This is a genomic window from Streptomyces sp. DSM 15324, from assembly GCF_001514285.1.
Lineage (GTDB): Bacteria > Actinomycetota > Actinomycetes > Streptomycetales > Streptomycetaceae > Streptomyces.
Window position 1 is genome coordinate 1,097,192 of sequence record NZ_KQ949023.1, and the last position, 22,697, is coordinate 1,119,888.

A 22,697-nucleotide genomic window follows, 5' to 3' on the forward strand; every position below is an offset into this window, starting at 1 on the left:
CGGCGTGTTCGAGACGGGAGACCGGCGTGGTGCGGAGACGAGGAACATGAGCGCCCCCGGCGCCACCGGCACCCCCGAGGAGCGGGCCCGGCGCGGCAAGGAGGCCCGCAAGCGGGTCCCCCGCTCCGCGCACGCGGACTGGCTGCCCCCACTCGACCGGCCCGACCCCGTCGTCGTCCTGGAACGGCAGGGCCGCGACCGGCTGCCCGAACTGCTGCCCGTCCGCTACGGACGGATGGCGGCCTCGCCCTTCGCCTTCCTGCGCGGCGCCGCCGCCGTGATGGCCGCCGACCTTGCCGCCCGGCCGCACACCGGACTCACCGTCCAGCTCTGCGGCGACGCCCATCTGCTCAACTTCGGGCTGTACACCTCCCCGAAGCGGGCGCTGATGTTCGACCTGAACGACTTCGACGAGACGTTCCCCGGACCCTTCGAATGGGACGTGCAACGCCTCGCCGCCTCCGTCACCGTCGCCGCCCGCGAGAACGGCCACGCCGGGCCCCGGGCGCGCGCCGCCACCGTCGAGGCGGTCGCCGCCTACCGCACCGCGATGTTGCGGCTGGCCCGGCTCGGCGAACTGGACGTCTGGTACGAACGCATCGACGCCGACCGGCTGCTGCCCCTGTTGCGCGCCTCCCGCCACCGCCGGCGCGCCGAGGCCAGCCTCACCCGGGCCCGCCGCCGCACCAGCCTCCAGGCCCTCGGCAAACTCACCGAACGCGTCGACGGACGCCACCGCATCATCCACGACCCGCCGCTCCTCTCACCCGCCGGAGTCTCCGACTCCGCCGCCCTGCGCAAGATCTTCAGCGACTACCGCTCCACTCTCTCCGAGGAGCGCCGGCTGCTCCTCGACCGCTACCGCTTCGCCGACGCCGCCCGCAAGGTCGTCGGCGTCGGCAGCGTCGGCCTGCGCTGCTTCCTCATCCTGCTGACCGGCCGCGACGCCGACGACCCGCTCTTCCTCCAGATCAAGGAGGCGCGCGCCTCCGTCCTGGAGGCCCACCTGCCGAGCGGGCCCCACCTCCACCCCGGCCACCGGGTCGTCGCCGGACAGCGGCTGCTCCAGGCGGCCGGCGACGTCTTCCTCGGCTGGACGACCGGACCCCAGGGCCGCGCCTACTACTGGCGGCGGCTGCGGGACATCAAGGGCTCCGCAGACGTCGCCGGCATGACCCCCGCCGACCTCACGGCGTACGCCCGGCTCTGCGGCACCGCCCTGGCCCGCGCCCACGCCCGCTCCGGCGACCGGATCGCCCTCGCCGGCTACCTCGGCACCGGTGACACCTTCGACCACGCGATCGCCGACTTCGCCGAGGCCTACGCCGACCGGACCACCACCGACCACGCGTCGCTGTGCGCCGCCATCGCGGCGGGAGTGGTCACGGCGGCCCCCGACGTGTGACACGGCCGTACGACACAGACGTACGCCACGGAGGTACGACACGCCACCACGCGCCCGAAAAACGGGATGCACGGTGAGTGACGGTCTCCCTACGCTGGACGCATGGCCACCGTCATCATCACCGGGACCTTCGTCCTGGTCGTCCTGGGATTCGGAAACCCCCTCTACTGGCTGGCCGCCGTCGCCCTGCTCTACGTCCACGTCCAGTACGGCAGGGACACGACCAGGTCCTCCTCGTCGACCCCGCCGCCCACCTCCACCCCTGCCCCGGGCCCCGCCCCGACCACCTACAAGGCCTACCGCGCCCGCCGCGACCTCCAGACCAAGTGGGAGCGCCGCTACGAGCGCGAGCGCGGCAGGTAGGGGAGCGGGGGAGGACCGGCTCACAGGCCGGGGGCGCCCCACACGGGGAACCAGCGGCTGAGGTCCTGCTCGATCCGCAGGTCGTTCGCCAGGACGGCCTTCACCTGGAGTTCGAGCGCGTTGTCGCGCCGCTGTCCCCGCCCGGGCAGCGGCGCGAACGGAAAGAACGTGCCGCGCTTGTAGAGGTACACGAGCGCGAGGGGCCGCCCCGAGGGGTTCGTGAAGGCCGCCAGCGAGCACAGCAGCTGGGGCCCGAAGCCGTTGATCTCCATGGCGCTGTTGACCGCGTGCAGGTCGTTGACCAGGGCGGAGAGGTCGTCGGGGGAGCGGTGGGAGAGGAGCCAGGAGTAGCCGTAGTCGTCGCGCAGGAGCTGCACCGGGGGCCCGGTGCGCTCGGTGTCGGCGTCCAGGAGGGCCTGGACCTCACGGTGCGTCTGTTCGAAGGCGGCGCCCTCCACGGTCGCGAAACAGACGGCGCCCTGCCCGGTCGGGGTGAAGCCGGCCGCCGCCTCCAGTGTGATCGCAGCCGAAGGCAGTGCGAACAGCTGATCGAGGTCGGGGACGACCGGCTTGGTCCGGCCGAGCAGGATGTCGAGCAGCCCCATGCGTCAGCCTGCCTTCCCGGGGGTCGCCGACTCACCCAGCTCGGCGGAGATCCGCCCCAGCTGGTCGAGCCGCTGCTCAAGGCTCGGGTGGGTGGAGAAGTAGCGTTCGATGCCGGGCTCCTTGCCGGTCGCGGGGGTGAAGTAGAAGGCGTTGAAGGCCTGGGCCGTGCGCAGGTCCTTGGTGGGGATACGGGCGATGTCCCCGGAGACCTTGGTGAGCGCGGAGGCCAGCACGGAGGGGCGCCCGGTCAGCAGCGCGGCCGCCCGGTCCGCGGCCAGCTCCCGGTACCGGGACAGCGCCCTGATCAGCAGGAAGCTGAGCGCGTACACGGCCGCTGACACTCCCATCACGGCCGCGAAGACGACGGCCGTGTTCTGGTCCCGGCGCCCGCCGAACAGCTGCGAGTAGAAGGCGAACCGCACGATCAGGCCCGCGATCACCCCGAGGAACGAGGCGATCGTGATCACGGCCACGTCCTTGTGCGCCACGTGCGACAGCTCGTGCGCGAGCACGCCCTCCAGCTCGGCCGGTTCCAGCCGCCGCAGCAGCCCGGTCGTCACGCACACCACCGCGTTGTCGGGATTGCGGCCGGTGGCGAACGCGTTCGGCATGTCCAGGTCGGACACGGCGACGACCGGCTTCGGCAGGTCGGACAGGGCGCACAGCCGGTCCACCACGGCGTGCAGCTCGGGGTACTCCTCGCGCTCCACGACCCGCCCGCGCATGGCGAACATCGCGATCCGGTCGGAGAACCAGAACTGCGCCACGAACATGGCCGCGACCAGCACGACCACGAGCAGCCACGACTTCAGCAACACGATCAGCGCGGCGACGAACGCCACGTACAGCAGCCCCAGCAGAAACATGGTGACCGTCATTCGCACGGTCAGCCCCCGGTCGCTCCGGAAACGGCTCCGCATCTGCATCACCCCGCAGGCAGTCAGGCACTCGCCCCCACAGCCAGTGTGCACCCGCGCACTCCCATGAAGTGCTCCTGAGCCGGCCTAGGAGCAGCAAAGCCTCAGAGGTCAGATGGGGACGCCGGCTTCCCACTTCCTCAGCCGCAGCGCGTACGCACTGAACAGATGCGCAGACCGGTCCAGCAGCGCCCCGGCCTCGGCGACCGCCTCCCGCGGTACGTCCCCGCGCGCGTGCCAGCCCTGGACCGACTGCCGCGCCCACTCCCGGATCCGCTCGTCCGGGTCGTCGAGCGCCGCGACCCCTGCCCGCAGCCGTACGATCCCGCCGTGCGCCTCCAGCAGCCGGAACGCGGCGACCCGCACGTGCCGGGGTCGCCCGGCGTCGAGCCGCTCGGTCAGGTCCTCCTCGGGCACGTCGCCCGCCGATGGCAGCAGCGCGGCCGTCACCTCCCGCACCACCGCTGGCGCCGGATCGTCCAGCATCGGCCGCAGCCGTCGTACGTCCGTCACGTCCAGGGTCCGCAGTCCGGCGACGGCCCGGGCCCGCACGCCCGCGACCGGGTGCCCGAGCAGCGTCCCCAGCACCGCGGCGTCGGCCCGCTCCCCGCACTCCGCGAGCCCGATCACGGCCCCCGGCGGCAGCCCCTCGGGCTCGGCGCACCGCTCGCGGTACCAGGGCAGCGGATCGCCGCCGCCCTGCCGTACGACATACCGGGCACAGGCCCGCACCACGCCGGACCGGTCCGCGAGGAACCCCACCGCCCGCTCGGTCCGCCCGGCCCGCCGCAGGGCGGTGACGCCGGCGGCCCGCACCTGCGGACCGCGCGCCCCGAGCAGCAGGTCCAGGACGCCGTCCTGCTCCCCGCCGTCCGTCAGGGCGGCCACGGCGGCGTCGGCACAGAGGTTCTGGACGATCGTGTCGGGGTCGCGGGCGGCGGTGCGGGCCAGTTCGGCGGCGGAGAGGTGCCGCCCGTCGACCGCGAGCCGGTGCGCGTACCGCCGTACGGCGCGGTCGGGGTCGGTGTACAGCGGCGTGAGGAACTCGGGCGGCGCCGCGCGCAGCAGCCGGTCCGCGAGGCCGGCGGCGAAGTCCCCGCGGCCTCGGCGCCGCAGGCGCAGGATCAGGGGCGTCAGCCGTACGGCGGTCCGCGCGTCGAGCGCCGCCGTCAGCAGCAGCCGGGCGGGCTCGTGCACCTGGGGAGCCCAGTCGGCGCTGCGCAGCACCACCAGGGGCAGCAGCGCGGGGTGTCCGGCGGCCTGTTCGAGGGCCGCCTGCCGGTTCCTGCCGTCCCAGTGGCACAGCGCGAGCGCGAGCTGGGGCTCGGTGAGTGCGGTGAGTGCGGGTTCGGCGGGCGGTTTCGCGCGCCGCAGGAAGGCGGTCAGTCGGCGTGCCGGGCGCCGGTGCAGGGCGGCGAGAACGGCGCGTCCGCCCTCGGTGACGGCCCAGGGGTGCCTCCCTACGCCGTCGTCTTCCTGCCACACCCTCTGCCGGACGCCCGCGTCGAGGGCGATCCAGGCCGCCGGGTCGTCATCGGGCAGCACCGCGCCGACCGGCTCCCCCTCCGCGAGCCGTACCGCGGCCGCCACTCCGGCTCCGCCGGTGACCGTGCGCATGCCTAGTACGGCGCCTGGAACCGCGTGTACCCCAGGATCAGGATCACCGCGGCCACGCACCCCAGGACGATCACCGTCGACAGCCACGACGACCGCCGCGGCCCCACGTGCTCCGGCTCTCCCCGGAACGGCACCGGCTCCGGCGGGTTCTCCTTCCAGCGGGCGGCCAGCATCCGGGCCCGGGCCGAGGGCTCCTTGTGCTCGGCCTGGTCGGCCCACTTGATGTCGAACTCGCGCTGGTCGTCGTCCGGTTCGGACATCCCCGTATCCCCCGTTGCCTGGTCTCGAACAGCAGTGCCAGAAACCATACGACGGCGCCCCCGCCCTGAGAAACAGGAAACGGGGGCGCCGCCTACGGCAGAGGCTCGATCACACGTCGAAGTACAGCTCGAACTCGTGCGGGTGCGGGCGCAGCTGGAGCGGGGCGATCTCGTTGGCGCGCTTGAAGTCGATCCACGTCTCGATCAGGTCGGACGTGAAGACGTCACCGGCGAGCAGGAACTCGTGGTCGCGCTCCAGCGAGTCGAGGACGGCCGGGAGCGAGGTCGGGACCTGCGGGACGCCCGCGTGCTCCTCGGGGGCCAGCTCGTAGAGGTCCTTGTCGATCGGCTCGGCCGGCTCGATCTTGTTCTTGATGCCGTCGAGGCCGGCGAGGAGCAGGGCCGAGAAGGCGAGGTACGGGTTGCCGGAGGAGTCGGGCGCGCGGAACTCGACGCGCTTGGCCTTCGGGTTCGACCCCGTGATCGGGATACGCATCGCGGCGGAGCGGTTGCGCTGCGAGTACACCAGGTTGACCGGGGCCTCGAAGCCCGGGACCAGGCGGTGGTACGAGTTCACCGTCGGGTTGGTGAAGGCGAGCAGCGACGGGGCGTGCTTGAGGATGCCGCCGATGTAGTAGCGGGCGGTGTCCGACAGACCCGCGTAGCCGGCCTCGTCGTAGAACAGGGGGGTGCCGTTGCTCCACAGCGACTGGTGGACGTGCATGCCCGAGCCGTTGTCGCCGAAGATCGGCTTCGGCATGAAGGTGGCGGTCTTGCCGTTGCGCCAGGCCACGTTCTTCACGATGTACTTGAAGAGCTGGAGGTCGTCGGCCGCGGCGAGCAGCGTGTTGAACTTGTAGTTGATCTCGGCCTGGCCGGCGGTGCCCACCTCGTGGTGCTGGCGCTCGACCTGGAGGCCGGAGGCGGCCAGTTCCAGGGAGATCTCGGCACGCAGGTCGGCGAAGTGGTCGACCGGCGGGGTGGGGAAGTAGCCGCCCTTGTAGCGGACCTTGTAACCGCGGTTGTCCTCCAGCGCACCGGTGTTCCAGGCGCCGGCCTCGGAGTCGATGTGGTAGAAGGACTCGTTCTCCGAGGTCTTGAAGCGCACGCTGTCGAACACGTAGAACTCGGCCTCGGGGCCGAAGTACGCGGTGTCGGCGATACCGGTCGACGCCAGGTACGCCTCCGCCTTCTTCGCCACGTTGCGCGGGTCACGGGAGTACTGCTCGCCCGTGATCGGGTCGTGGATGAAGAAGTTGATGTTGATCGTCTTGTCGCGGCGGAAGGGGTCCACCCGCGCGGTCGACAGGTCGGCGCGCAGGGCCATGTCCGACTCGTGGATGGCCTGGAAGCCGCGGATCGACGAACCGTCGAACGCCAGCTCCTCGTCCGGGTCGAACGCCTCGACGGGCAGCGTGAAGTGCTGCATGACGCCCGGCAGGTCGCAGAAGCGGACGTCGACGAACTTGACGTCCTCGTCCGCGATGAACTTCTTGGCCTCGTCGGCGTTCTGGAACATCCAGCTCCTCCTACTCCCGGCCGTCGAGCCGGGGTGGTAGTTCGTTCGTGCGGCCAGTGCGGTGGCACACGCTGTCCCCGACCCTAGGGATGCGTGATTTCTCGGGCGTGACCCATTTGTTTCGCACAAGTTAACCGGACTCCGTCCGAATCACCCACCTGTCCGCATCGCGAAACGGGGGCAGTACCGTGGACGCGTGGACAAGAGGGAAGCAATCGGATCGTGGCTCTCGGGCCCCCGCGCGGCGGCGGAGGAAGCCGGTGTCGACTTCGGATACAGGGGCGAGCAGCTGGGCCTCCCGGAGGAGGGGCCGGGCTCGATCGCCCGCCCCGGCCGACGTCTCGGCGCCCTCGCCGTGGACTGGGGCCTGTGCCTGCTGATCGCATACAGCTTGATCACCGACGGCTACACCCCCTCCACCAGCAACTGGACCCTGCTGGTCTTCCTGCTGGTGAGCCTGCTGACGGTGGGTACGCTCGGCTTCACCCCCGGCAAGCGGATCTTCGGTCTGCGGGTGGTGTCGCTGGACACCGGCACGGTCAAGCCGCTGCGCTCGGCGATCCGCACGCTGCTGCTCTGCCTCGCGCTCCCGGCCCTGATCTGGGACCGCGACGGCCGGGGCCTGCACGACCGGCTGGCCCGTACGGTCGAGGTGCGGATCTAGGACTTCGGGACGTATCCAGGACTTCGGGACGTACGACGACCTCGGGGTCGTACGACGAGGGGGCGCCCGGTGATCACCGGGCGCCCCCTCGTCGTACGGGAAGCAGGAAGGACGAGCCCCAGGGGCTCAGCGGGCCTTTCCGCCCTTCGGCAGGCGCATGCCCTTGGGCATGGGCCCCTTGGGGAGCGGCATGTTGCTCATCAGATCGCCCATGGCGCGCAGCCGGTCGTTCGTCGCGGTGACCTGCGGGCCGGTGAGGACGCGCGGGTACTTCAGCAGGGTGGTCCGCAGCTTCTTCAGCTCGGTCTGGCCCTCGCCCGTGCCGACGATCACGTCGTGCACCGGCACGTCCGCGACGATGCGGTTCATCTTCTTCTTCTCGGCGGCCAGCAGGCTCTTCACCCGGTTCGGGTTGCCCTCGGCGACCAGGACGATGCCGGCCTTGCCGACGGCCCGGTGCACCACGTCCTGGCTGCGGTTCATCGCCACCGCGGGGGTCGTCGTCCAGCCGCGGCCGACGTTGTCGAGCACGGCCGCCGCGGCGCCCGGCTGGCCCTCCATCTGGCCGAACGCGGCCCGTTCGGCCCGTCGGCCGAACACGATCGCCGTCCCGAGGAAGGCGAGCAGGAAGCCGAGGATGCCCAGGTAGACCGGGTGGCCGATCAGGAAACCGATCGCGAGAAAGACACCGAGGATGAGGATGAAGACGCCCGCGAGCACCAGACCGATCGTCTTGTCGGCCTTGCGGGTCATCTTGTACGTCAGGGCGATCTGCTTCAGTCGCCCGGGGTTCGCGGCGTCCGCCGCGCTGTCACTTCTCGCCATGCCAGGAAGTCTACGTGGCCCCGGAAGTGCCGACGACGGCAGTGTCCGGGAGGCGGGCGGCGGGGGAAGCGGAGGGGGAGGCGCGGGGAGGGGTGTGGGGTGGGGAGTGGGTGGAGCGGTGGGTCAGGAGGTGCGGGCGGAGGTGACCGCTTCGAGGACGCGCTGCGCCTCGACCCGGTCCTTGGCGCGGCGGCGGTCCTCCAGGACGGAGGTCCAGGCGTTGCGGCGGGCGGTGCGCTGTCCGCTGCTCAGCAGCAGCGACTCGACGGCGCGCAGGGCGGTGGTGAAAGACGGGATCGCGGTGGCGCGAACGGGCGCGGCCTGCATGGGATGGTCCCCCTCGGGCAGGTTGGGGTGGGTCTCTACGAGGTGTGACACCAGCGTCACTGTTCGGTGTTACCAGGGCGTGACCGACCGGTCAAACGCCCATGAAGCCTTGATGAGGGGCCCTGCGCGGCCGGGGAACGCCGACGCGGTCCCGACCGGGGCCCTCATCTGCGAGGACGGTCGGGACCGCGCCGTTTCGGCCGTTACCGGCCAGTAGCACCTTGTGCGCGAGTTCACACGCTTGCCCGACGCCCGGACGGCGCAAGGCGGGTGGCGGCTGTCGCCCAGGTCACACGGCCTGCGAGGCGATGTGGGCGCCCCCCTGCTGCGGAGCGGCCGAGTGCCGCTGCTCCACGGCCATCTGGTACAGCCGGCCCGCGCGGTACGAGGAGCGCACCAGCGGACCCGACATCACCCCGGAGAAGCCGAGCTGCTCGGCCTCCTCCTTCAGCTCCACGAACTCCTGCGGCTTGACCCAGCGCTCCACGGGGTGGTGGCGCACGGACGGGCGCAGGTACTGGGTGATGGTGATCAGCTCGCAGCCGGCGTCGTGCAGCTGCTTCAGCGCCTCGCTGACCTCCTCACGGGTCTCGCCCATGCCGAGGATCAGGTTGGACTTGGTGACCAGGCCGTGGTCGCGGGCCTCGGTGATCACCTTCAGGGAGCGCTCGTAGCGGAAGCCGGGGCGGATCCGCTTGAAGATCCGCGGGACCGTCTCGACGTTGTGCGCGAAGACCTCGGGGCGGGAGGCGAAGACCTCCGCCAGCAGCTCGGGCACGGCGTTGAAGTCGGGGGCGAGGAGCTCGACCTTGGTGCGGCCGGCCTCCCGGGCCGCCGTCTGCTCGTGGATCTGGCGGACCGTCTCGGCGTACAGCCAGGCGCCGCCGTCCTCCAGGTCGTCACGGGCGACGCCGGTGATGGTGGCGTAGTTCAGGTCCATGGTGACCACGGACTCGCCGACGCGGCGGGGCTCGTCACGGTCCAGCGCCTCGGGCTTGCCGGTGTCGATCTGGCAGAAGTCGCAGCGCCGGGTGCACTGGTCGCCGCCGATGAGGAAGGTCGCCTCGCGGTCCTCCCAGCACTCGTAGATGTTGGGGCAGCCGGCCTCCTGGCACACGGTGTGCAGGCCCTCGCTCTTCACGAGCTTCTGCATGGCGGTGTACTCGGGGCCCATTTTCGCCCGGGTCTTGATCCACTCGGGCTTGCGCTCGATGGGCGTCTGGCTGTTGCGGACCTCCAGGCGCAGCATCTTGCGTCCGTCGGGGGTGACTGCGGACACGACCGGCTCCCTGTGACTTCGATTCCTCGGCGCACACCAGGGTACGCCCGTGTTTACTGAGCCCTGCCGTCAGGCCGACCCCGACGGACCCAAGGCCTTTCTCTGCGTCAGGCCGTCGCCGGCTCGACGGTCCGCGGCTTGAGGTCCGCGTTCCCGAGGACGTCCCGCAGATGGCGCTCGGCGACCGGCAGGACCTCCTCGATGGTGAGCTCCCGGCCCAGTTCGTGCGCCAGGGAGGTGACACCGGCGTCACGGATGCCACAAGGGATGATCTTGTCGAAGTTGGACGTGTCCGGATTCACGTTGAGGGCGAAGCCGTGCATGGTCACGCCCTTGGCGACCCGGACGCCCATGGCGCAGATCTTGCGGTCCTCGCGGCGCTGGCCGGCGTTGGAGGGGGCGTACTCCGGGCCGTTCAGCCGGGGGTCGAACTCGTCGTCGGTCAGCCGGGGGTCGAAGTCGAGGGAGAGTCCGCCCACCGCGGGCCGCTTCTCCACCGGATCGCCCAGCACCCAGACGCCCGCCCGGCCCTCCACCCGGCTGGTCGCGACGCCGAACTCCGCGCAGACGCGGATCATCGCCTCCTCCAGCCGGCGCAGGTGCGCCACCACGTCCACCGGGCGGGGGAGCTGCTGGATGGGGTAGCCGACCAGCTGGCCGGGGCCGTGCCAGGTGATCTTGCCGCCGCGGTCCACGTCGACGACCGGGGTGCCGTCGAGGGGGCGCTCGTTGTCGGCGGTGCGCCGGCCGGCCGTGTAGACCGGCGGGTGTTCGAGGAGCAGCACGGTGTCGGGGATCTCGCCGGCGAACCGGGCCGCGTGCACCCGGCGCTGTTCGTCCCAGGCCTCCTGGTACTCCACGGCGTCGGCTCCGAAACCCATACGGACGAACCGCAACTCACTCACGGCAAGCGCCTCCCTGGAAGGTCGTAAGGCACGAAACGCGCCCACGCCACTGTACGTCCGCGCCCGCCGCGTCAGCCGCACGGCCAATCCTCACACGATCGGATGAATGCGGGTCGAGATGTGCGACCGGCTGCTTACGCTCCGCTACATTCGCGCCGTTCACGAGGCATCACACCTGATCACAGCCCTCAGGGCACTTCATCCGGGCATGTCAGACGCCCGGGAGGCAGGAGACCGCACCGCAGATGACGGAACGACCCGCGCAGCGCACTCCCAACCGCCAGCTCGCCGCGCTCATCGCAGAAGCCGGGTTCTCCAACGCGGGTCTGGCCCGTCGCGTCGATCAGCTGGGCCTCGAACACGGACTGGACCTCAGATACGACAAGACCTCCGTCACCCGGTGGCTGCGCGGCCAGCAGCCCCGGGGCACCACCCCGGCGCTGATCGCCGAGGTGTTCACCCGCCGCCTGGGCCGCCGCCTCACGGCCCAGGACCTCGGCCTGGACGCGTGCGCCCCGGTGTACGCGGGGCTGGAGTTCGCCGGCACCCCCGAGGAGGCCATCGAGATCGTCGGCGGCCTGTGGCGCAAGGACTCCGGCAGCCACGCCGAACTCCGCAAGATCGCCTTCACCCCGGCCGGACTCGTCGTCCCCAGCCGCGACTGGCTGATCGGCCGGGCCGACGAGAAGGTGGCCCGCGGTGCCGAGACGGTTCCCCGGGTACCGGTCCAGAGCCGTCCGGCGGTCCCCCGGGCCACGGCCGGGAAACCCGGCGGGCCGCTCCTGCCCGCCGTCCCGCAGATCGCCGTCCCGCGCCAGCGCGGCCAGGGCGCCGAACGCGGCCCCGGCCAGCGGGTCACCGGCGGCGACATCTCCGCCCTGCGCTCCGTCGGCGAGCTCTTCCGCACCCTCGACGACATGTACGGCGGCGGGCACGCCCGCCAGGCCCTCGTGCGCTACCTGGAGCACGAGTGCGAGCCGATGCTGCGCGGCACCTACGGCGAGCAGACCGGCCGCCGGCTCTTCGGCGCCGCCGCCGACCTCACCCGGCTGGCCGGCTGGACCTCCTTCGACATCGCCGCGCACGGCCTCGCCCAGCGCTACTTCGTGCAGTCCCTGCGGCTGGCCCAGGCGGCCGGGGACCGCGCCTACGGCTCGTACGTCCTGGTCACCATGAGCCGCCAGGCCGTCTACCTCGGGCACGGCCGCGAGGCCGTCCAGCTCGCGCGGGTCGCCCAGCAGGGCATCGGCGGCGGCGCTCCGCCGGTCGTCCAGGCCCTGCTGCACGCGGTGGAGGCGCGCGGGCACGGGGTGCTCGGCGAGGTGCGGGCCGGCACGGCCGCGCTGGTGCGGGCCGAGCGGGCCCTGGAGGCGGCCCGCCCCGGCGACGAGGTGCCGCACTGGGCGCGCTGCTTCGACGAGGGCCAGCTGGCCGACGAGTTCGGGCACTGCCACCGCGACCTCCAGCAGTTCCGGGCCGCCGCCCAGCACGCCGAACGCTCCCTCCAGCTGCGCCCCGCCGCCTACGCCCGCAGCCGCCTGTTCAGCCGCGTCGTCCTCGCCACCGCCCGCCTGGGCCTCGGCGAACTCGACCAGGCCTGCCACCTGGCCGCCGAGGCGGCCGTCCAGGCGGCCGAGATGCGCTCGGTCCGCGCGCTGGAGTACATCAGGGACTTCGAACGCAGACTGGAGCCGTACCGGGACGCGGCCCCGGCGAGGACCTACCGGGACAAGGTGTCGGCGCTGGGCTGACGCACCCTTGCATCGCGGGGGCGCGGGGAACCGCGCGACCGGCCCCCGCGCCGCCGCACCCGGACAACGGGGTCACGCGGCCTCGGCGGCGGCGCCCCGCACCGGATCGGCCCGATGCATGGATCCCCCCGCCCCCAGGTCGGACAGGATCGCCGCCGCCGCCCGGTGGGCGGAGTGCAGCGCCCCCTGGACGGTACTGGTGTCCCGGTGATCCCCGCACACGTACAGCCCCGCGAGGAGCCGTACCGCCCGCCGCAGATCGTGCGGCGGGCGCATCGCGGGCACGGCCTCGGCCGTGTGGTGGACGGCGAGCGTCTCCCACCGCGCGGTCGAGGTGCCGTACAGCCGTGCCAGGTGCATCCGGACGGCGGTGTCGACGCCGTCGGGCGGGGTGCCGAGGACGGTGGAGGAGATCAGGGCGCGCCCCTCGGGAGCCCGCGAGGGATCGACCGCGCTGGTCACGGCGGTGTGCGCGACCGGGCCGCCGCGGTCGGCGTCCAGCAGCAGGGACCCGCCGGTCGCCGGGGGCTCGTCCGTGGTGTGGTGGACCACCGTCACGGGGTGGAAGTCCGGCACCCGCAGACCGGGCAGCAGCTCGGCCGCGGCGCGCGCGTCGGTGGCCACCAGGACCGCGCGGCAGCGGAACACGCCGTGCTCGGCGGTGGTCACCGAGGTCGTGGAGACCGAGGTGACGCGCACTCCGGTGTGCACCACGCCCGGCGGCAGCGTCCGGGCGAGCAGCTCCGGCAGCACCTCGGCGCCGCCCTCCGGCACACAGAGCCGGCCCGCCGCGAAGGCGCGCAGCGCGAGGTCCGCGCACCGGCTGGAGGTGGTGAGGTCCGGGTCGCACAGCAGCGCGGCGAGCAGCGGGCGCAGGAACCCGTCGATCGTGCGGGCGGGCAGCCCGCGCGCGGCGAGGGCCTCGGCCGCCGCCGCCTCCGGGCGGCGCAGCAGCCGTTCGGCGGGGGTGGCCGCGATCCGGGTGAGGGCGGCGCCCAGCCGGGCCTGGTCCACGGCCGTGCCCAGCGGGGCGCCCGGCCGCACCCGGGGCGGCGGGACGGACTGCCACGGCCCGCCCGGGCGGGAGCCGGGCAGCGGCACGGCCCGTCCGCCGGGCAGTGCCCCGGTCCGGGCGGCGGCCGCGCGCGACCGGGGCAGCGCACCCGGCCGAGGGGCGTTCGCCAGGGCGCGTACGGCGTGGAGCGCGCCCCTCGCGCTCCCCACGCCCGCCTGCGCGCCGGCCCGGTGGTGGCGCCCGTCGCTGTGCAGCAGGACTCCGGGGGCGAAGGGGCGCAGGACGAGCGCGTCGAGCCCCGGGGTCAGGCCCAGTTCGGGGTAGGCGGTGGACAGCAGCTGTCCGATGCGGTCGAGCCGGAAGCCGTCGACCTTCTCGGTCGACATGCGGCCGCCGACGCAGTGGGCGGCCTCCAGGACTGCGGTCGTCATTCCTGCGCTGGTCAGCCGATGTGCGGCGGAGAGTCCGGCGACTCCGGCTCCCACGACGACGACGTCTGCCTGGTACGCGGGCTCAAGCACGTGCCCCTCCTCGAGGTTTGCGCGGCCGGTGGAGACGTCATGCCCCCAACGGGCTCCCGGGATGCCCGAGTTCGGATCGAGGTTAGGGCCCGAGGCGGTCAGGGTCAGTCGCGCATCGACAGGGCACGGTCGCACGGCGGTCGCATATGGTCGTCGCGGGTGGGCACGTCCGGTCGCACACCGCCGTACGCGCCCTCTCACGCCGCCCGCACGGCGTCCTCGATTCCCGGGAACGCGAAGGTGAACCCGGACTCCAGCAGCCGCTTCGGCACCACCCGTGCGCTGCCCAGGACGTCCCCGGCCATCTCGCCCAGCACCGTGCGCAGCACCGGCGCCGGCACCGGGAACAGCGTCGGCCGCCGCAGCACCCGCCCCATCGCCTCGGTGATCTCACGGTTCGTCAGCGGCTCGGGAGCGGTCAGGTTGAACGGCCCCGACAGGTCGTCACGGTCCAGCAGCCACCGGATCGCCGCGACCTCGTCGTGCAGCGCGATGAACGACCAGTACTGCCGGCCGTCGCCCATCCGCCCGCCGAGGCCCGCCCGGAACAGCGGGAACAGCTTCGCCCAGGCCCCGCCGTCGCGCGCCACGACCAGCCCGGTCCGGGTGAACACCGTCCGCACCCCGGCCCGCCCGGCGGGCGCCGCCGCGGCCTCCCACTCCACGCACAGCTCCGGCAGGAAGCCCGTGCCGGCGGGGGAGTCCTCGTCGACGATCCGCTCGCCCGTCTCGCCGTAGATGCCCATCGCGCTGCCGTTGACGAACACCCGCGGCGGCTCGTCGAGTGAGGCGATCGCCCGCGCGAGACCCGCCGTGGCGTGCACCCGGCTGTCGTGGATGCGCCGCTTGTAGTCTTCCGTCCACCGCCGGTCCCCGACCCCGGCGCCCGCCAGGTTGACCACGGCCGCGCACCCCGTGAGCCCCGCCGCGTCCACCTGCCCCCGCTCGGGGTCCCAGCGCACCTCGTCCGCGCCCCGGGGCGCGTGCCGCACCAGCCGGACCACCTCGTGCCCGTCGGCCGTCAGGGACCGCACCAGGGCGCTGCCGATGAGACCGGACGCGCCGGCCACCGCGATTCGCACACGTTCCTTCTGCATGGACTCATCCTGCCGGGCGGTGGCGTAAAACCTCCGTCGGTCCCCGCCCCGCGCGGCCTAGGGTGACGCCATGTCCGACGCTCCCGCACTCCGCATCCGGCCCGCCCGCCCCGCCGACGGCCCCGCGCTCGCCCGGCTCGACCACGCCACCTGGTCGCACCTGCACTCCGTCTCGCCGCGGCCCGCGCCCGACGCCGCCTTCTTCGACGAACGCCACGAGCCCGAGGACCACCTCGTCGCCGAACTCGGCGACGACGTCCTCGGCTACATCCGCCTGGTGCCGCCGACCTCGCTGGCCGCCACCGCGCACGTACGGCAGATACAGGGCCTCGCCGTCGCCGACGAGGCCCGCGGCCGGGGCGTTGGCCGGGCCCTGCTCCGCGCGGCCGTCGAGGAGACCCGCCGCGTCGGCGCCCGCCGCATCACCCTGCGCGTCCTCGGCCACAACACCCCGGCCCGGCGGCTCTACGCGTCCGAGGGCTTCGAGGTCGAGGGCGTCCTGCCGGAGGAGATGTTCCTGGCGGGCGCGTACGTGGACGACGTCCTGATGGGCCGCCGGGTGTGAGCTTGCGAGGGCGGGGGGCGCCGCACCCGTCCCTCCGGGGGCACCTGGAACGGCGGCGCGAGCAGCCGCCACGGCGCCGCACCCGCACCCACCCGTCAGCTCGTCAGCTCACCCGTGTCCACCGCGGCCGTGGCCTTCGCCGCCTTCGCCGCGTCGGCGGAGACCTCCGCCGCCGTCAGCACGTACCCCGTCTCCTTGTCGGACGTGGACCGCGCGAAGACCACCCCGTACACCTCGCCGTCCGTGGTCAGCAGCGGGCCGCCGGAGTTGCCGGGGCGGACCGTCGAGCGGATCGAGTAGATCTCACGGGTCACGGTCGAGTTGTTGTAGATGTTGCGGCCGGTCGCCTTCACCCGGTGCGCGACCGTCGCTGCCTGGAGATTGAGGTCGCCGTCCTGCGGATAACCCGCCACGACCGCCTCGTCGCCGCGCTCCGCGGAGTCGTCGAAACGCAGCACGGGGGCGCGCAGCTGCGGCACGTACAGCACGGCCACGTCCTTGTCCGGATCGAAGAGCACCACCGTCGCGTCGTACGAGGACCCCACCCCGCCCACCCGCACGCTCGGGTGGTCGATCCCGGCCACCACGTGCGCGTTGGTCATCACGTGCTCGGGCGCGTACACGAACCCGCTGCCCTCGCGGCCCTGGTCGCCCGAGGACCCCTCGATCTTCACTGTGCTCAGCTTCGCCGCGTTCGTCGCGCTCGCCGTCACGCTGTCGCCGCTGGGCTCGGCCACCTCGGCCGTCGACTCGTTCTCGAACGGGTTGAAGACCTGCGGGAAGCCCGCCTGGGTGAGCGCGGAGGTGGCGTTGGAGAACCAGGCCGGGGTGGTGTCCGGCATGGCGTCCTGCACCGCGCCCAGCAGCTTGGAGTCCCGGATCGCCGACGTCACCACCGGTGAGGAGGGCGAGGCGCCCAGCACGCTCGCCGCCACCCAGGCCACGATCAGCACGGCCACCGCGTTCGCGACGGCCCCGCCGATCCCGTCCGCCACCCGCAGCGGCCCCCGGTCCAGCTCGCGCCGCAGCCGCAGCGCCAGCCGCCCCGCCAGCTCGTGTCCGAATGCCGCCGGCACCAGGACCGTGAACACCGCGGCCACCGTCGCCGCCGTGGTCCCCGGCGTCACCAGCTTCATCACCCAGGGCAGCACCCACACACCGACCACCGCGCCGCCGACGAACCCGGCGAGCGAGACACAGCCCGCCACCAGGCCGCGCCGATAGCCGGAGCCGGCGTAGGCGAGGATCACCAACGCCAGCAGGATGTCGAGCAGGTCCACGGGGCCGCCTTTCTCTAGGACCCTTCAGTACGTGGGGGACGGGCCCAGTGATCAGCCGCACGCGCGCATGGCTGAACACGATCGGGCCCGCGTGCGTGCACCCCTCAGAACGCCGTGGACGGGGACGATGGTTCCACCAGGTGGCACAGCACACATCGCGGGCGGGACGGAACCGGCCGACAGTGGGTCCATGTGCGCCCTTCGACCGGCCCCGCGCGGGAGCCGGGGAACGCGACGAGGACGGCGCCCGGCGCGAATACCGGGGTCGCTCCTCGCGCTGCTGGGCTGTCTGCCGGGGTTCGCCGCCGTCACCGCCCTGGTGCTGTGCACGGGCGGCGCCGACCACCTCGTCACGGCCCGGCCGGCCGCCCGCGCCGGGCTGCCCACCCCGGCCCGCAGCCCGGCGGCGCCCCCGCACACCGCGGTCCGGCCGCCGATCGTGCCGCGCACCGTGTGGCTGGACGCCCGCACCCGGCGCCGGCAGCCGCCGCCGCGCTACGACGACAAGGTCGTCGCCGTCTTCGTCCACCACACCGACTCGCCCAACGGCTACGACTGCGCCGACGCGCCCCGCATCATCCGCTACCTGTACACGGGCCAGACCGGCGCCCGCGACTGGGACGACATCGGCTACAACTTCCTCGTCGACCGCTGCGGCACCATCTACGAGGGCCGCGCGGGCGGGGTCGACCGCCCCGTCACCGGCGCCCACACCCAGGGCTTCAACCACCGCACCGCGGGGATCGCCGCCCTCGGCACGTTCACCGCGGGGGTGCCCGTCCCGCAGCCCATGGTCGACGCGATCGCCGCGCTGACCGCCTGGAAGCTCGGCCTCGCCGACGTCGACCCGCGCACCATGGCCCGCCTCACCTCCAGCAACAACCTCAGCCGGTACGCCGCCGGCACCACCGCCACCCTGCCCGCCCTGGCCGGCCACAACGACGGCTACATGACGAGCTGTCCCGGCGCCGCCCTCACCGCCCGCCTCCCCGAGATCCGCGCCACGGCCGCCCGGCTCCAGGGCCGGGAGCCCGTCGCCGCGCCCTCGGGGACGCTCACAGGAACACCTCAGGCGGCATTCAGAGTCCTCCCATTTCCGCCTCCTAACGTCAGGGTCGACACCACGGGGAACGACCGGAGGCGGGGACGATGAACAACAGTCACACGAGCGAGCGCACCACCACCGGCCCGACGGTCGCCGGCCGGACCACCACCGGCTGGACCAGGACGGCCCGCGGCCCCTGGGCGGTCCTGTGCGCCGTCACCGCGGTGGTCCTCGGCCCGGCGGCCGTCACCGCGTCCGCCCTCGAACAGGCCAACAAGGCCCCGCTGCACCACGCGGTGCGCGCCGAGGGGACGCAGGCGTACATCCCGGCGGACGGCACCCGCCGCAGGACCGCCCCCTGAGCCTCGCCGGCACTCACTCCTTGAAGCGGGCCCACAGCCGGGGAAAGCGCTCGGCGAGCGCCGCCTCGTTCTCGAAGTCGACGGGCGTGCCCTCCGGTTCGGACGGCGCGGGCTCGATGCCGAGGTCCGGGGCGACGATCCCGGTGAGCTGCTCGTAGGCCTCGTCGGCCGCGTACCCGAGCTCCTCCCCGTCCCCGTCGATCTCCTCGTCGAACTCCTCCAGCAGCTCCGCCAGCGCGTCCGGATCGTGCACCGCGCCCTCGAAGGTCTCCCGGCCCTGCCCGATCAGCCAGCACCGGAAGAAGTCGAAGGCGTCGTCGCTCGCCCCGTCGAGGAGCACCCACGCGGCGCCCCACAGGTCCCAGGTGTAGGCGCGGTTGTAGCGGGACTCGAAGTGCCGGGCGAAGTCGAGCACGGACTCCGGGTCCAGCCGGATCAGCCGCTCCACCAGCAGGTCGGCCTGCTCCTCGGGGTCGCCGTCCGCGGCCGTACGGGAGGCGTCCACCAGCTCCCAGAACTCCAACTCGTCCATCACGGGTCCAAGCATCGTGCCTGCGGGGGTGCGGCGCACCCGGAGTGCAGGGGATTGTCACGCCCGCCGGTACAACTCCGCCAGTCGTCCCGCGTCCTCGGCGAACCGCCGCCGCAGGGACTCGGGGGAGACCACCTCGGCCTCGGCGCCGAGCCCCGTGAGCTGGCTGTGCGCCACGTCTTCCGACTCCACCCGCAGCGTCAGCGTCACCCAGCCCCGGGCGTCGGGTTCCCCGGCCGTCGCCAGCGCGCCCCGGGCGGCCACCGGATCCACGGCGTGCGCCAGCGCGCGCAGCCCGGCCTGCGACAGCCGTACGACGACCTCGGCGCGCAGGATCGAGCGCGCGAAGCGCTCCGCCTGCTCGCCCCAGAAGCCCGGCAGATCGAAGTCCTCATCCCGGATGAAACGATCCTTCAGCCCCTCCACCCCGACGAACCGGTCGATCCGGTACGTCCGGAAGGTCCCGGCCACCCGCGCGCACAGGTACCACACCCCCGCCTTCAGGACGAGCCCGTACGGCTCCAGCTCCCGCTCGGCCTCGGCCTCCCCGCGCCGGTAGCGCGCCCGCACACACCGGTCGTCCCACACCGCCTCCGCGAGCGCCGCCAGCGCCCCCGGGGTCTCCGGCTCCCGGAACCACGCGGGCGCGTCCAGATGGAACCGCTGCGCCGCCGCCTTCGGGGCGTCCCGCAGCGAGGGCAGCAGCGCAGCGGACACCTTCAGCCGGGCCGCCGACGCCGCGTCCTCCAGCCCCATCTCCCGCAGCGCCCCCGGCACCCCGCTCAGGAACAGCGCCTCCGCCTCACTGCGGGCCAGCCCGGTCAGCCCCGTCCGGTACCCGCCGACCAGCCGGTAGCCACCGGCCCGCCCCCGCTCCGCGTACACCGGGACGCCCGCCTCCGACAGCGCCTGCGCGTCCCGGGTGACGGTCCGCTCGGACACCTCGAGCTCCCGCGCCAGCTCGGCGCCGGTCATGGCGGGGCGGGATTGCAGGAGCAGCACCATCTTGATGAGGCGGGCAGCGCGCATACGGTCATGATGCCGGGGCCCGCGCACCGGGAAGGGGCGTACGGCGGTCGCCGCACACCCCTTCCCTAAACCGTGACCTACGACGGCCGCCGGCTGCTACAGGCCGTAGCGCTCGCGCGCCTCCTTCACCGCGGTGGCCTTGACCTCGCCGCGCCGGGCGAGCTGGGCCAGGGCCGCGACGACCACCGACTGGGCGTCCACGCCGAAGTGGCGGCGGGCGCCCTCACGGGTGTCGGAGAGGCCGAAGCCGTCCGCGCCCAGCGAGGACCAGTCCTGCTCCACCCACTGCGCGATCTGGTCCGGGACCTGGCGCATGTAGTCGGAGACCGCGAGCACCGGGCCCTCGGCACCCTGAAGCGCCTGGCGGAGGTACGGGATGCGCTCCTCGCCGCGCAGCAGCGCCGCGTCGGCCTCCAGGGCGTCCCGGCGCAGCTCGGACCAGGAGGTCGCGGACCACACGTCGGCGGCCACGCCCCACTCCTCGGCGAGCAGCTTCTGTGCCTGAAGAGCCCAGTGGATCGCCGTGCCGGAGCCGAGCAGCTGGATGCGCGGGGCGTTCGCCGCCGGGGACAGGCCCGCCGACTCCGCCGTGTTGAAGCGGTACAGGCCCTTGAGGACACCCTCGTCGACACGGGGGCCGGCCGGCTTCGCGGGCTGCGGCAGCGGCTCGTTGTAGACCGTCAGGTAGTAGAAGACGTTCGGGTCCTCGCCCGGGGCGGACTCGCCGTACATCCGGCGCAGACCGTCCTTGACGATCACGGCGATCTCGTAGGCGAACGCCGGGTCGTACGTCAGTGCGGCGGGGTTGGTCGCGGCGATGACCGGGGAGTGGCCGTCGGCGTGCTGGAGACCCTCGCCCGTCAGCGTCGTACGGCCCGCGGTGGCGCCGACGAGGAAGCCGCGGCCGAGCTGGTCGCCGAGCTGCCACATCTGGTCGGCGGTGCGCTGCCAGCCGAACATCGAGTAGAAGATGTAGAACGGGATCATCGCTTCGCCGTGCGTGGAGTACGCGGTGGACGCGGCGATGAAGTCGGCCATCGAACCGGCCTCGGTGATCCCCTCGTTGAGGATCTGGCCGTTCTCGGCCTCCTTGTAGTACATCAGCTGGTCGCGGTCGACCGGCTCGTACGTCTGCCCCTTGGGGGAGTAGATGCCGAGCGAGGGGAACAGCGACTCCATGCCGAAGGTGCGCGCCTCGTCCGGGACGATCGGCACCCAGCGCTTCCCGGTCTCCTTGTCCCTGACCAGGTCCTTGATCAGGCGGACGAAGGCCATGGTGGTGGCCACGTTCTGGGAGCCGGAGCCCTTGTCGAACGAGGTGAACGCCTTCTCGGCCGGGGCGGGCAGCGGGGCCAGCGGGTGCACCCGGCGGGCCGGGGCGGGGCCGCCGAGGGCCGCGCGGCGCTCCTGGAGGTAGCGGACCTCGGGGGAGTCGGCGCCCGGGTGGCCGTAGGGCACCACGCCGTCGGTGAAGTCGCTGTCCTTGATGGGCAGTTCGAGCAGGTCGCGCATCGCCTTGAACTCGTCCACCGTCAGCTTCTTCATCTGGTGGTTGGCGTTCTTCGACGCGAAGCCCTCGCCGAGGGTGTGGCCCTTGACCGTCTGCGCCAGGATCACGGTGGGCGCGCCCTTGAACTCGACGGCGGCCTTGTAGGCGGCGTAGACCTTGCGCGCCTCGTGGCCACCGCGCGAGAGGTGGAAACACTCGAGGATCTTGTCGTCGGACAGCAGCTTGGCCATCTCGACGAGCGCCGGGTCCTTGCCGAAGAAGTCCTGGCGGATGTAGGCGGCGTCGCGGGTCTGGTACGTCTGGACCTGGGCGTCCGGTACCTCGCGCAGCCGACGGACGAGCGCACCCGTGGTGTCGAGCCGGAACAGCTCGTCCCAGGCGTTGCCCCACAGCGTCTTGATCACGTTCCAGCCGGCGCCGCGGAACTGGGCCTCCAGCTCCTGCACGATCTTGAAGTTGGCGCGGACCGGACCGTCGAGGCGCTGCAGGTTGCAGTTGATGACGAAGGTCAGGTTGTCCAGACCCTCGCGGGAGGCGAGGGCGAGTGCGGCGGTCGACTCCGGCTCGTCCATCTCGCCGTCGCCGAGGAAGGCCCAGACGTGGGACGCGGAGACGTCCTTGATGCCGCGGTTGGTCAGGTACCGGTTGAACCGGGCCTGGTAGATCGCCGACAGCGGGCCGAGGCCCATGGAGACGGTCGGGAACTCCCACAGCCAGGGCAGCCGGCGCGGGTGCGGGTAGGACGGCAGGCCGTTGCCCCCGGCCTCACGGCGGAAGTTGTCCAGGTGGGACTCGGTCAGCCGGCCGTCGAGGAAGGCGCGGGCGTAGATGCCGGGGGAGGCGTGGCCCTGGATGTAGAGCTGGTCGCCGGACCCGTCGGCCTCCTTGCCCTGGAAGAAGTGGTTGAAGCCGGTCTCGTAGAGCCAGGCCGCGGAGGCGAAGGTGGCGATGTGGCCGCCGACGCCGTACTTCGCGCCGCGGGTCACCATGGCCGCCGCGTTCCAGCGGTTCCACGCGGTGATCTTCCGCTCCATCTCCTCGTCACCGGGCACGGAGGGCTCGGCGGCGGTGGGGATGGTGTTGACGTAGTCGGTCTCGAGGAGCTTCGGCAGCGCGATGCCGTTGCCCTCCGCCCTCTCCAGCGTGCGGCGCATCAGGTACGCGGCACGGTGCGGGCCGGCCGCCTTGGCGACCGCGTCCAGCGAGGCCTGCCACTCGGCGGTCTCCTCCGGGTCCCGGTCGGGGAGCTGGTCGAGCTCGCTGGGCTGGATGGCGTTGGGGTCGGTCATGTCGCCGCCTTCCT

Annotated in this window: 22 protein-coding genes; 7 read left to right on the top strand and 15 right to left on the bottom strand. The window is 72.9% G+C overall.

The features are described from left to right. Window positions 1–46 precede the first annotated feature (46 nt). Entirely contained in the window at window positions 47–1,405 is a 1,359-nt protein-coding gene (locus tag AQJ58_RS04810; protein WP_067245012.1) for a DUF2252 domain-containing protein, read from the top strand. A 102-nt stretch (window positions 1,406–1,507) separates the two neighbouring features. Then, window positions 1,508–1,768 carry a hypothetical protein gene (locus AQJ58_RS04815; RefSeq protein WP_067245014.1) on the top strand — a complete coding sequence of 87 codons (261 nt, stop codon included), beginning with the start codon at window positions 1,508–1,510 and terminating at the stop codon, window positions 1,766–1,768. 20 nt (window positions 1,769–1,788) lie between these two features. Here AQJ58_RS04815 and pspAB read toward each other — a convergent pair whose 3' ends face one another. From pspAB to glnA, 5 genes are all read right to left on the bottom strand, one after another. After that, window positions 1,789–2,373: a PspA-associated protein PspAB gene (gene pspAB, locus AQJ58_RS04820; RefSeq protein ID WP_067245016.1), complete on the bottom strand. Its 585-nt coding sequence runs from the start codon at window positions 2,371–2,373 to the stop codon at window positions 1,789–1,791. Window positions 2,374–2,376: 3 nt separating this feature from the next. Next, the gene (htpX, locus tag AQJ58_RS04825; protein ID WP_067245804.1) at window positions 2,377–3,294 is read right to left on the bottom strand and encodes a zinc metalloprotease HtpX; all 918 of its coding nucleotides are present in this window, start codon (window positions 3,292–3,294) and stop codon (window positions 2,377–2,379) included. 108 nt (window positions 3,295–3,402) lie between these two features. Continuing rightward, window positions 3,403–4,908: a hypothetical protein gene (locus AQJ58_RS04830; RefSeq protein ID WP_067245018.1), complete on the bottom strand. Its 1,506-nt coding sequence runs from the start codon at window positions 4,906–4,908 to the stop codon at window positions 3,403–3,405. Window positions 4,909–4,910: 2 nt separating this feature from the next. Then, entirely contained in the window at window positions 4,911–5,168 is a 258-nt protein-coding gene (locus AQJ58_RS04835; RefSeq protein WP_067245020.1) for an SCO2583/SCO2584 N-terminal domain-containing protein, read from the bottom strand. A 109-nt stretch (window positions 5,169–5,277) separates the two neighbouring features. Further along, on the bottom strand, window positions 5,278–6,687 hold the full coding sequence (glnA, locus tag AQJ58_RS04840; RefSeq protein WP_067245022.1) for a type I glutamate--ammonia ligase: 1,410 nt from the start codon (window positions 6,685–6,687) through the stop codon (window positions 5,278–5,280). A 196-nt stretch (window positions 6,688–6,883) separates the two neighbouring features. Here glnA and AQJ58_RS04845 point away from each other — a divergent pair, with 196 nt between their 5' ends. Continuing rightward, window positions 6,884–7,351 carry an RDD family protein gene (locus tag AQJ58_RS04845; RefSeq protein ID WP_067245024.1) on the top strand — a complete coding sequence of 156 codons (468 nt, stop codon included), beginning with the start codon at window positions 6,884–6,886 and terminating at the stop codon, window positions 7,349–7,351. 126 nt (window positions 7,352–7,477) lie between these two features. Here AQJ58_RS04845 and AQJ58_RS04850 read toward each other — a convergent pair whose 3' ends face one another. The 4 genes from AQJ58_RS04850 to lipB form a co-directional block, all read right to left on the bottom strand. Continuing rightward, a complete protein-coding gene (locus AQJ58_RS04850) occupies window positions 7,478–8,176 on the bottom strand; it encodes a DUF4191 domain-containing protein (protein WP_067245026.1) in 699 nt (232 codons plus the stop codon). Window positions 8,177–8,299: 123 nt separating this feature from the next. Continuing rightward, window positions 8,300–8,503 carry an SCO2195 family GlnR-regulated protein gene (locus AQJ58_RS04855; protein WP_067245807.1) on the bottom strand — a complete coding sequence of 68 codons (204 nt, stop codon included), beginning with the start codon at window positions 8,501–8,503 and terminating at the stop codon, window positions 8,300–8,302. 289 nt (window positions 8,504–8,792) lie between these two features. Further along, a complete protein-coding gene (gene lipA, locus AQJ58_RS04860; RefSeq protein ID WP_067245027.1) occupies window positions 8,793–9,782 on the bottom strand; it encodes a lipoyl synthase in 990 nt (329 codons plus the stop codon). A gap of 107 nt (window positions 9,783–9,889) precedes the next feature. After that, entirely contained in the window at window positions 9,890–10,687 is a 798-nt protein-coding gene (gene lipB / locus AQJ58_RS04865) for a lipoyl(octanoyl) transferase LipB (RefSeq protein WP_067245028.1), read from the bottom strand. A gap of 245 nt (window positions 10,688–10,932) precedes the next feature. Between lipB and AQJ58_RS04870 the strand changes: the two genes are divergently transcribed. Next, entirely contained in the window at window positions 10,933–12,438 is a 1,506-nt protein-coding gene (locus AQJ58_RS04870) for an NsdA family TPR-like regulatory protein (RefSeq protein ID WP_067245030.1), read from the top strand. Between the two features lie 72 nt (window positions 12,439–12,510). Here AQJ58_RS04870 and AQJ58_RS04875 read toward each other — a convergent pair whose 3' ends face one another. After that, window positions 12,511–13,974: an NAD(P)/FAD-dependent oxidoreductase gene (locus tag AQJ58_RS04875; RefSeq protein WP_067245032.1), complete on the bottom strand. Its 1,464-nt coding sequence runs from the start codon at window positions 13,972–13,974 to the stop codon at window positions 12,511–12,513. A gap of 197 nt (window positions 13,975–14,171) precedes the next feature. Continuing rightward, window positions 14,172–15,071 (bottom strand): TIGR01777 family oxidoreductase, encoded by a 900-nt coding sequence (locus tag AQJ58_RS04880; protein ID WP_067245033.1) that lies wholly within the window; start codon window positions 15,069–15,071, stop codon window positions 14,172–14,174. A gap of 70 nt (window positions 15,072–15,141) precedes the next feature. Between AQJ58_RS04880 and AQJ58_RS04885 the strand changes: the two genes are divergently transcribed. Then, window positions 15,142–15,636, top strand: a complete 495-nt coding sequence (locus AQJ58_RS04885) for a GNAT family N-acetyltransferase (protein ID WP_067245035.1) — start codon at window positions 15,142–15,144, stop codon at window positions 15,634–15,636. Between the two features lie 95 nt (window positions 15,637–15,731). Here the strand turns inward: AQJ58_RS04885 and AQJ58_RS04890 are convergent, their stop codons facing one another. Beyond that, entirely contained in the window at window positions 15,732–16,916 is a 1,185-nt protein-coding gene (locus tag AQJ58_RS04890) for a MarP family serine protease (RefSeq protein WP_067245037.1), read from the bottom strand. Window positions 16,917–17,106: 190 nt separating this feature from the next. On the opposite strand from AQJ58_RS04890, the gene AQJ58_RS04895 reads away from it, so the two are divergent. Both AQJ58_RS04895 and AQJ58_RS04900 read left to right on the top strand, forming a co-directional pair. After that, complete coding sequence (locus AQJ58_RS04895) at window positions 17,107–18,069, top strand: peptidoglycan recognition protein family protein (RefSeq protein ID WP_420712128.1); 963 nt, start codon at window positions 17,107–17,109, stop codon at window positions 18,067–18,069. Then, a complete protein-coding gene (locus AQJ58_RS04900) occupies window positions 18,066–18,323 on the top strand; it encodes a hypothetical protein (protein ID WP_067245039.1) in 258 nt (85 codons plus the stop codon). The genes AQJ58_RS04895 and AQJ58_RS04900 overlap by 4 nt, the downstream gene beginning before the upstream one ends. 13 nt (window positions 18,324–18,336) lie before the next feature. On the opposite strand, the gene AQJ58_RS04905 is transcribed toward AQJ58_RS04900, so the two are convergent. The 3 genes from AQJ58_RS04905 to aceE all read right to left on the bottom strand — a co-directional run bounded on the left by AQJ58_RS04905 (window position 18,337) and on the right by aceE (window position 22,683). Beyond that, a complete protein-coding gene (locus AQJ58_RS04905; protein WP_067245041.1) occupies window positions 18,337–18,855 on the bottom strand; it encodes a DUF4240 domain-containing protein in 519 nt (172 codons plus the stop codon). Between the two features lie 57 nt (window positions 18,856–18,912). Beyond that, entirely contained in the window at window positions 18,913–19,884 is a 972-nt protein-coding gene (locus AQJ58_RS04910; RefSeq protein ID WP_067245042.1) for a helix-turn-helix transcriptional regulator, read from the bottom strand. A 96-nt stretch (window positions 19,885–19,980) separates the two neighbouring features. After that, a complete protein-coding gene (gene aceE / locus AQJ58_RS04915; protein WP_067245044.1) occupies window positions 19,981–22,683 on the bottom strand; it encodes a pyruvate dehydrogenase (acetyl-transferring), homodimeric type in 2,703 nt (900 codons plus the stop codon). Between the last annotated feature and the right edge of the window lie 14 nt (window positions 22,684–22,697).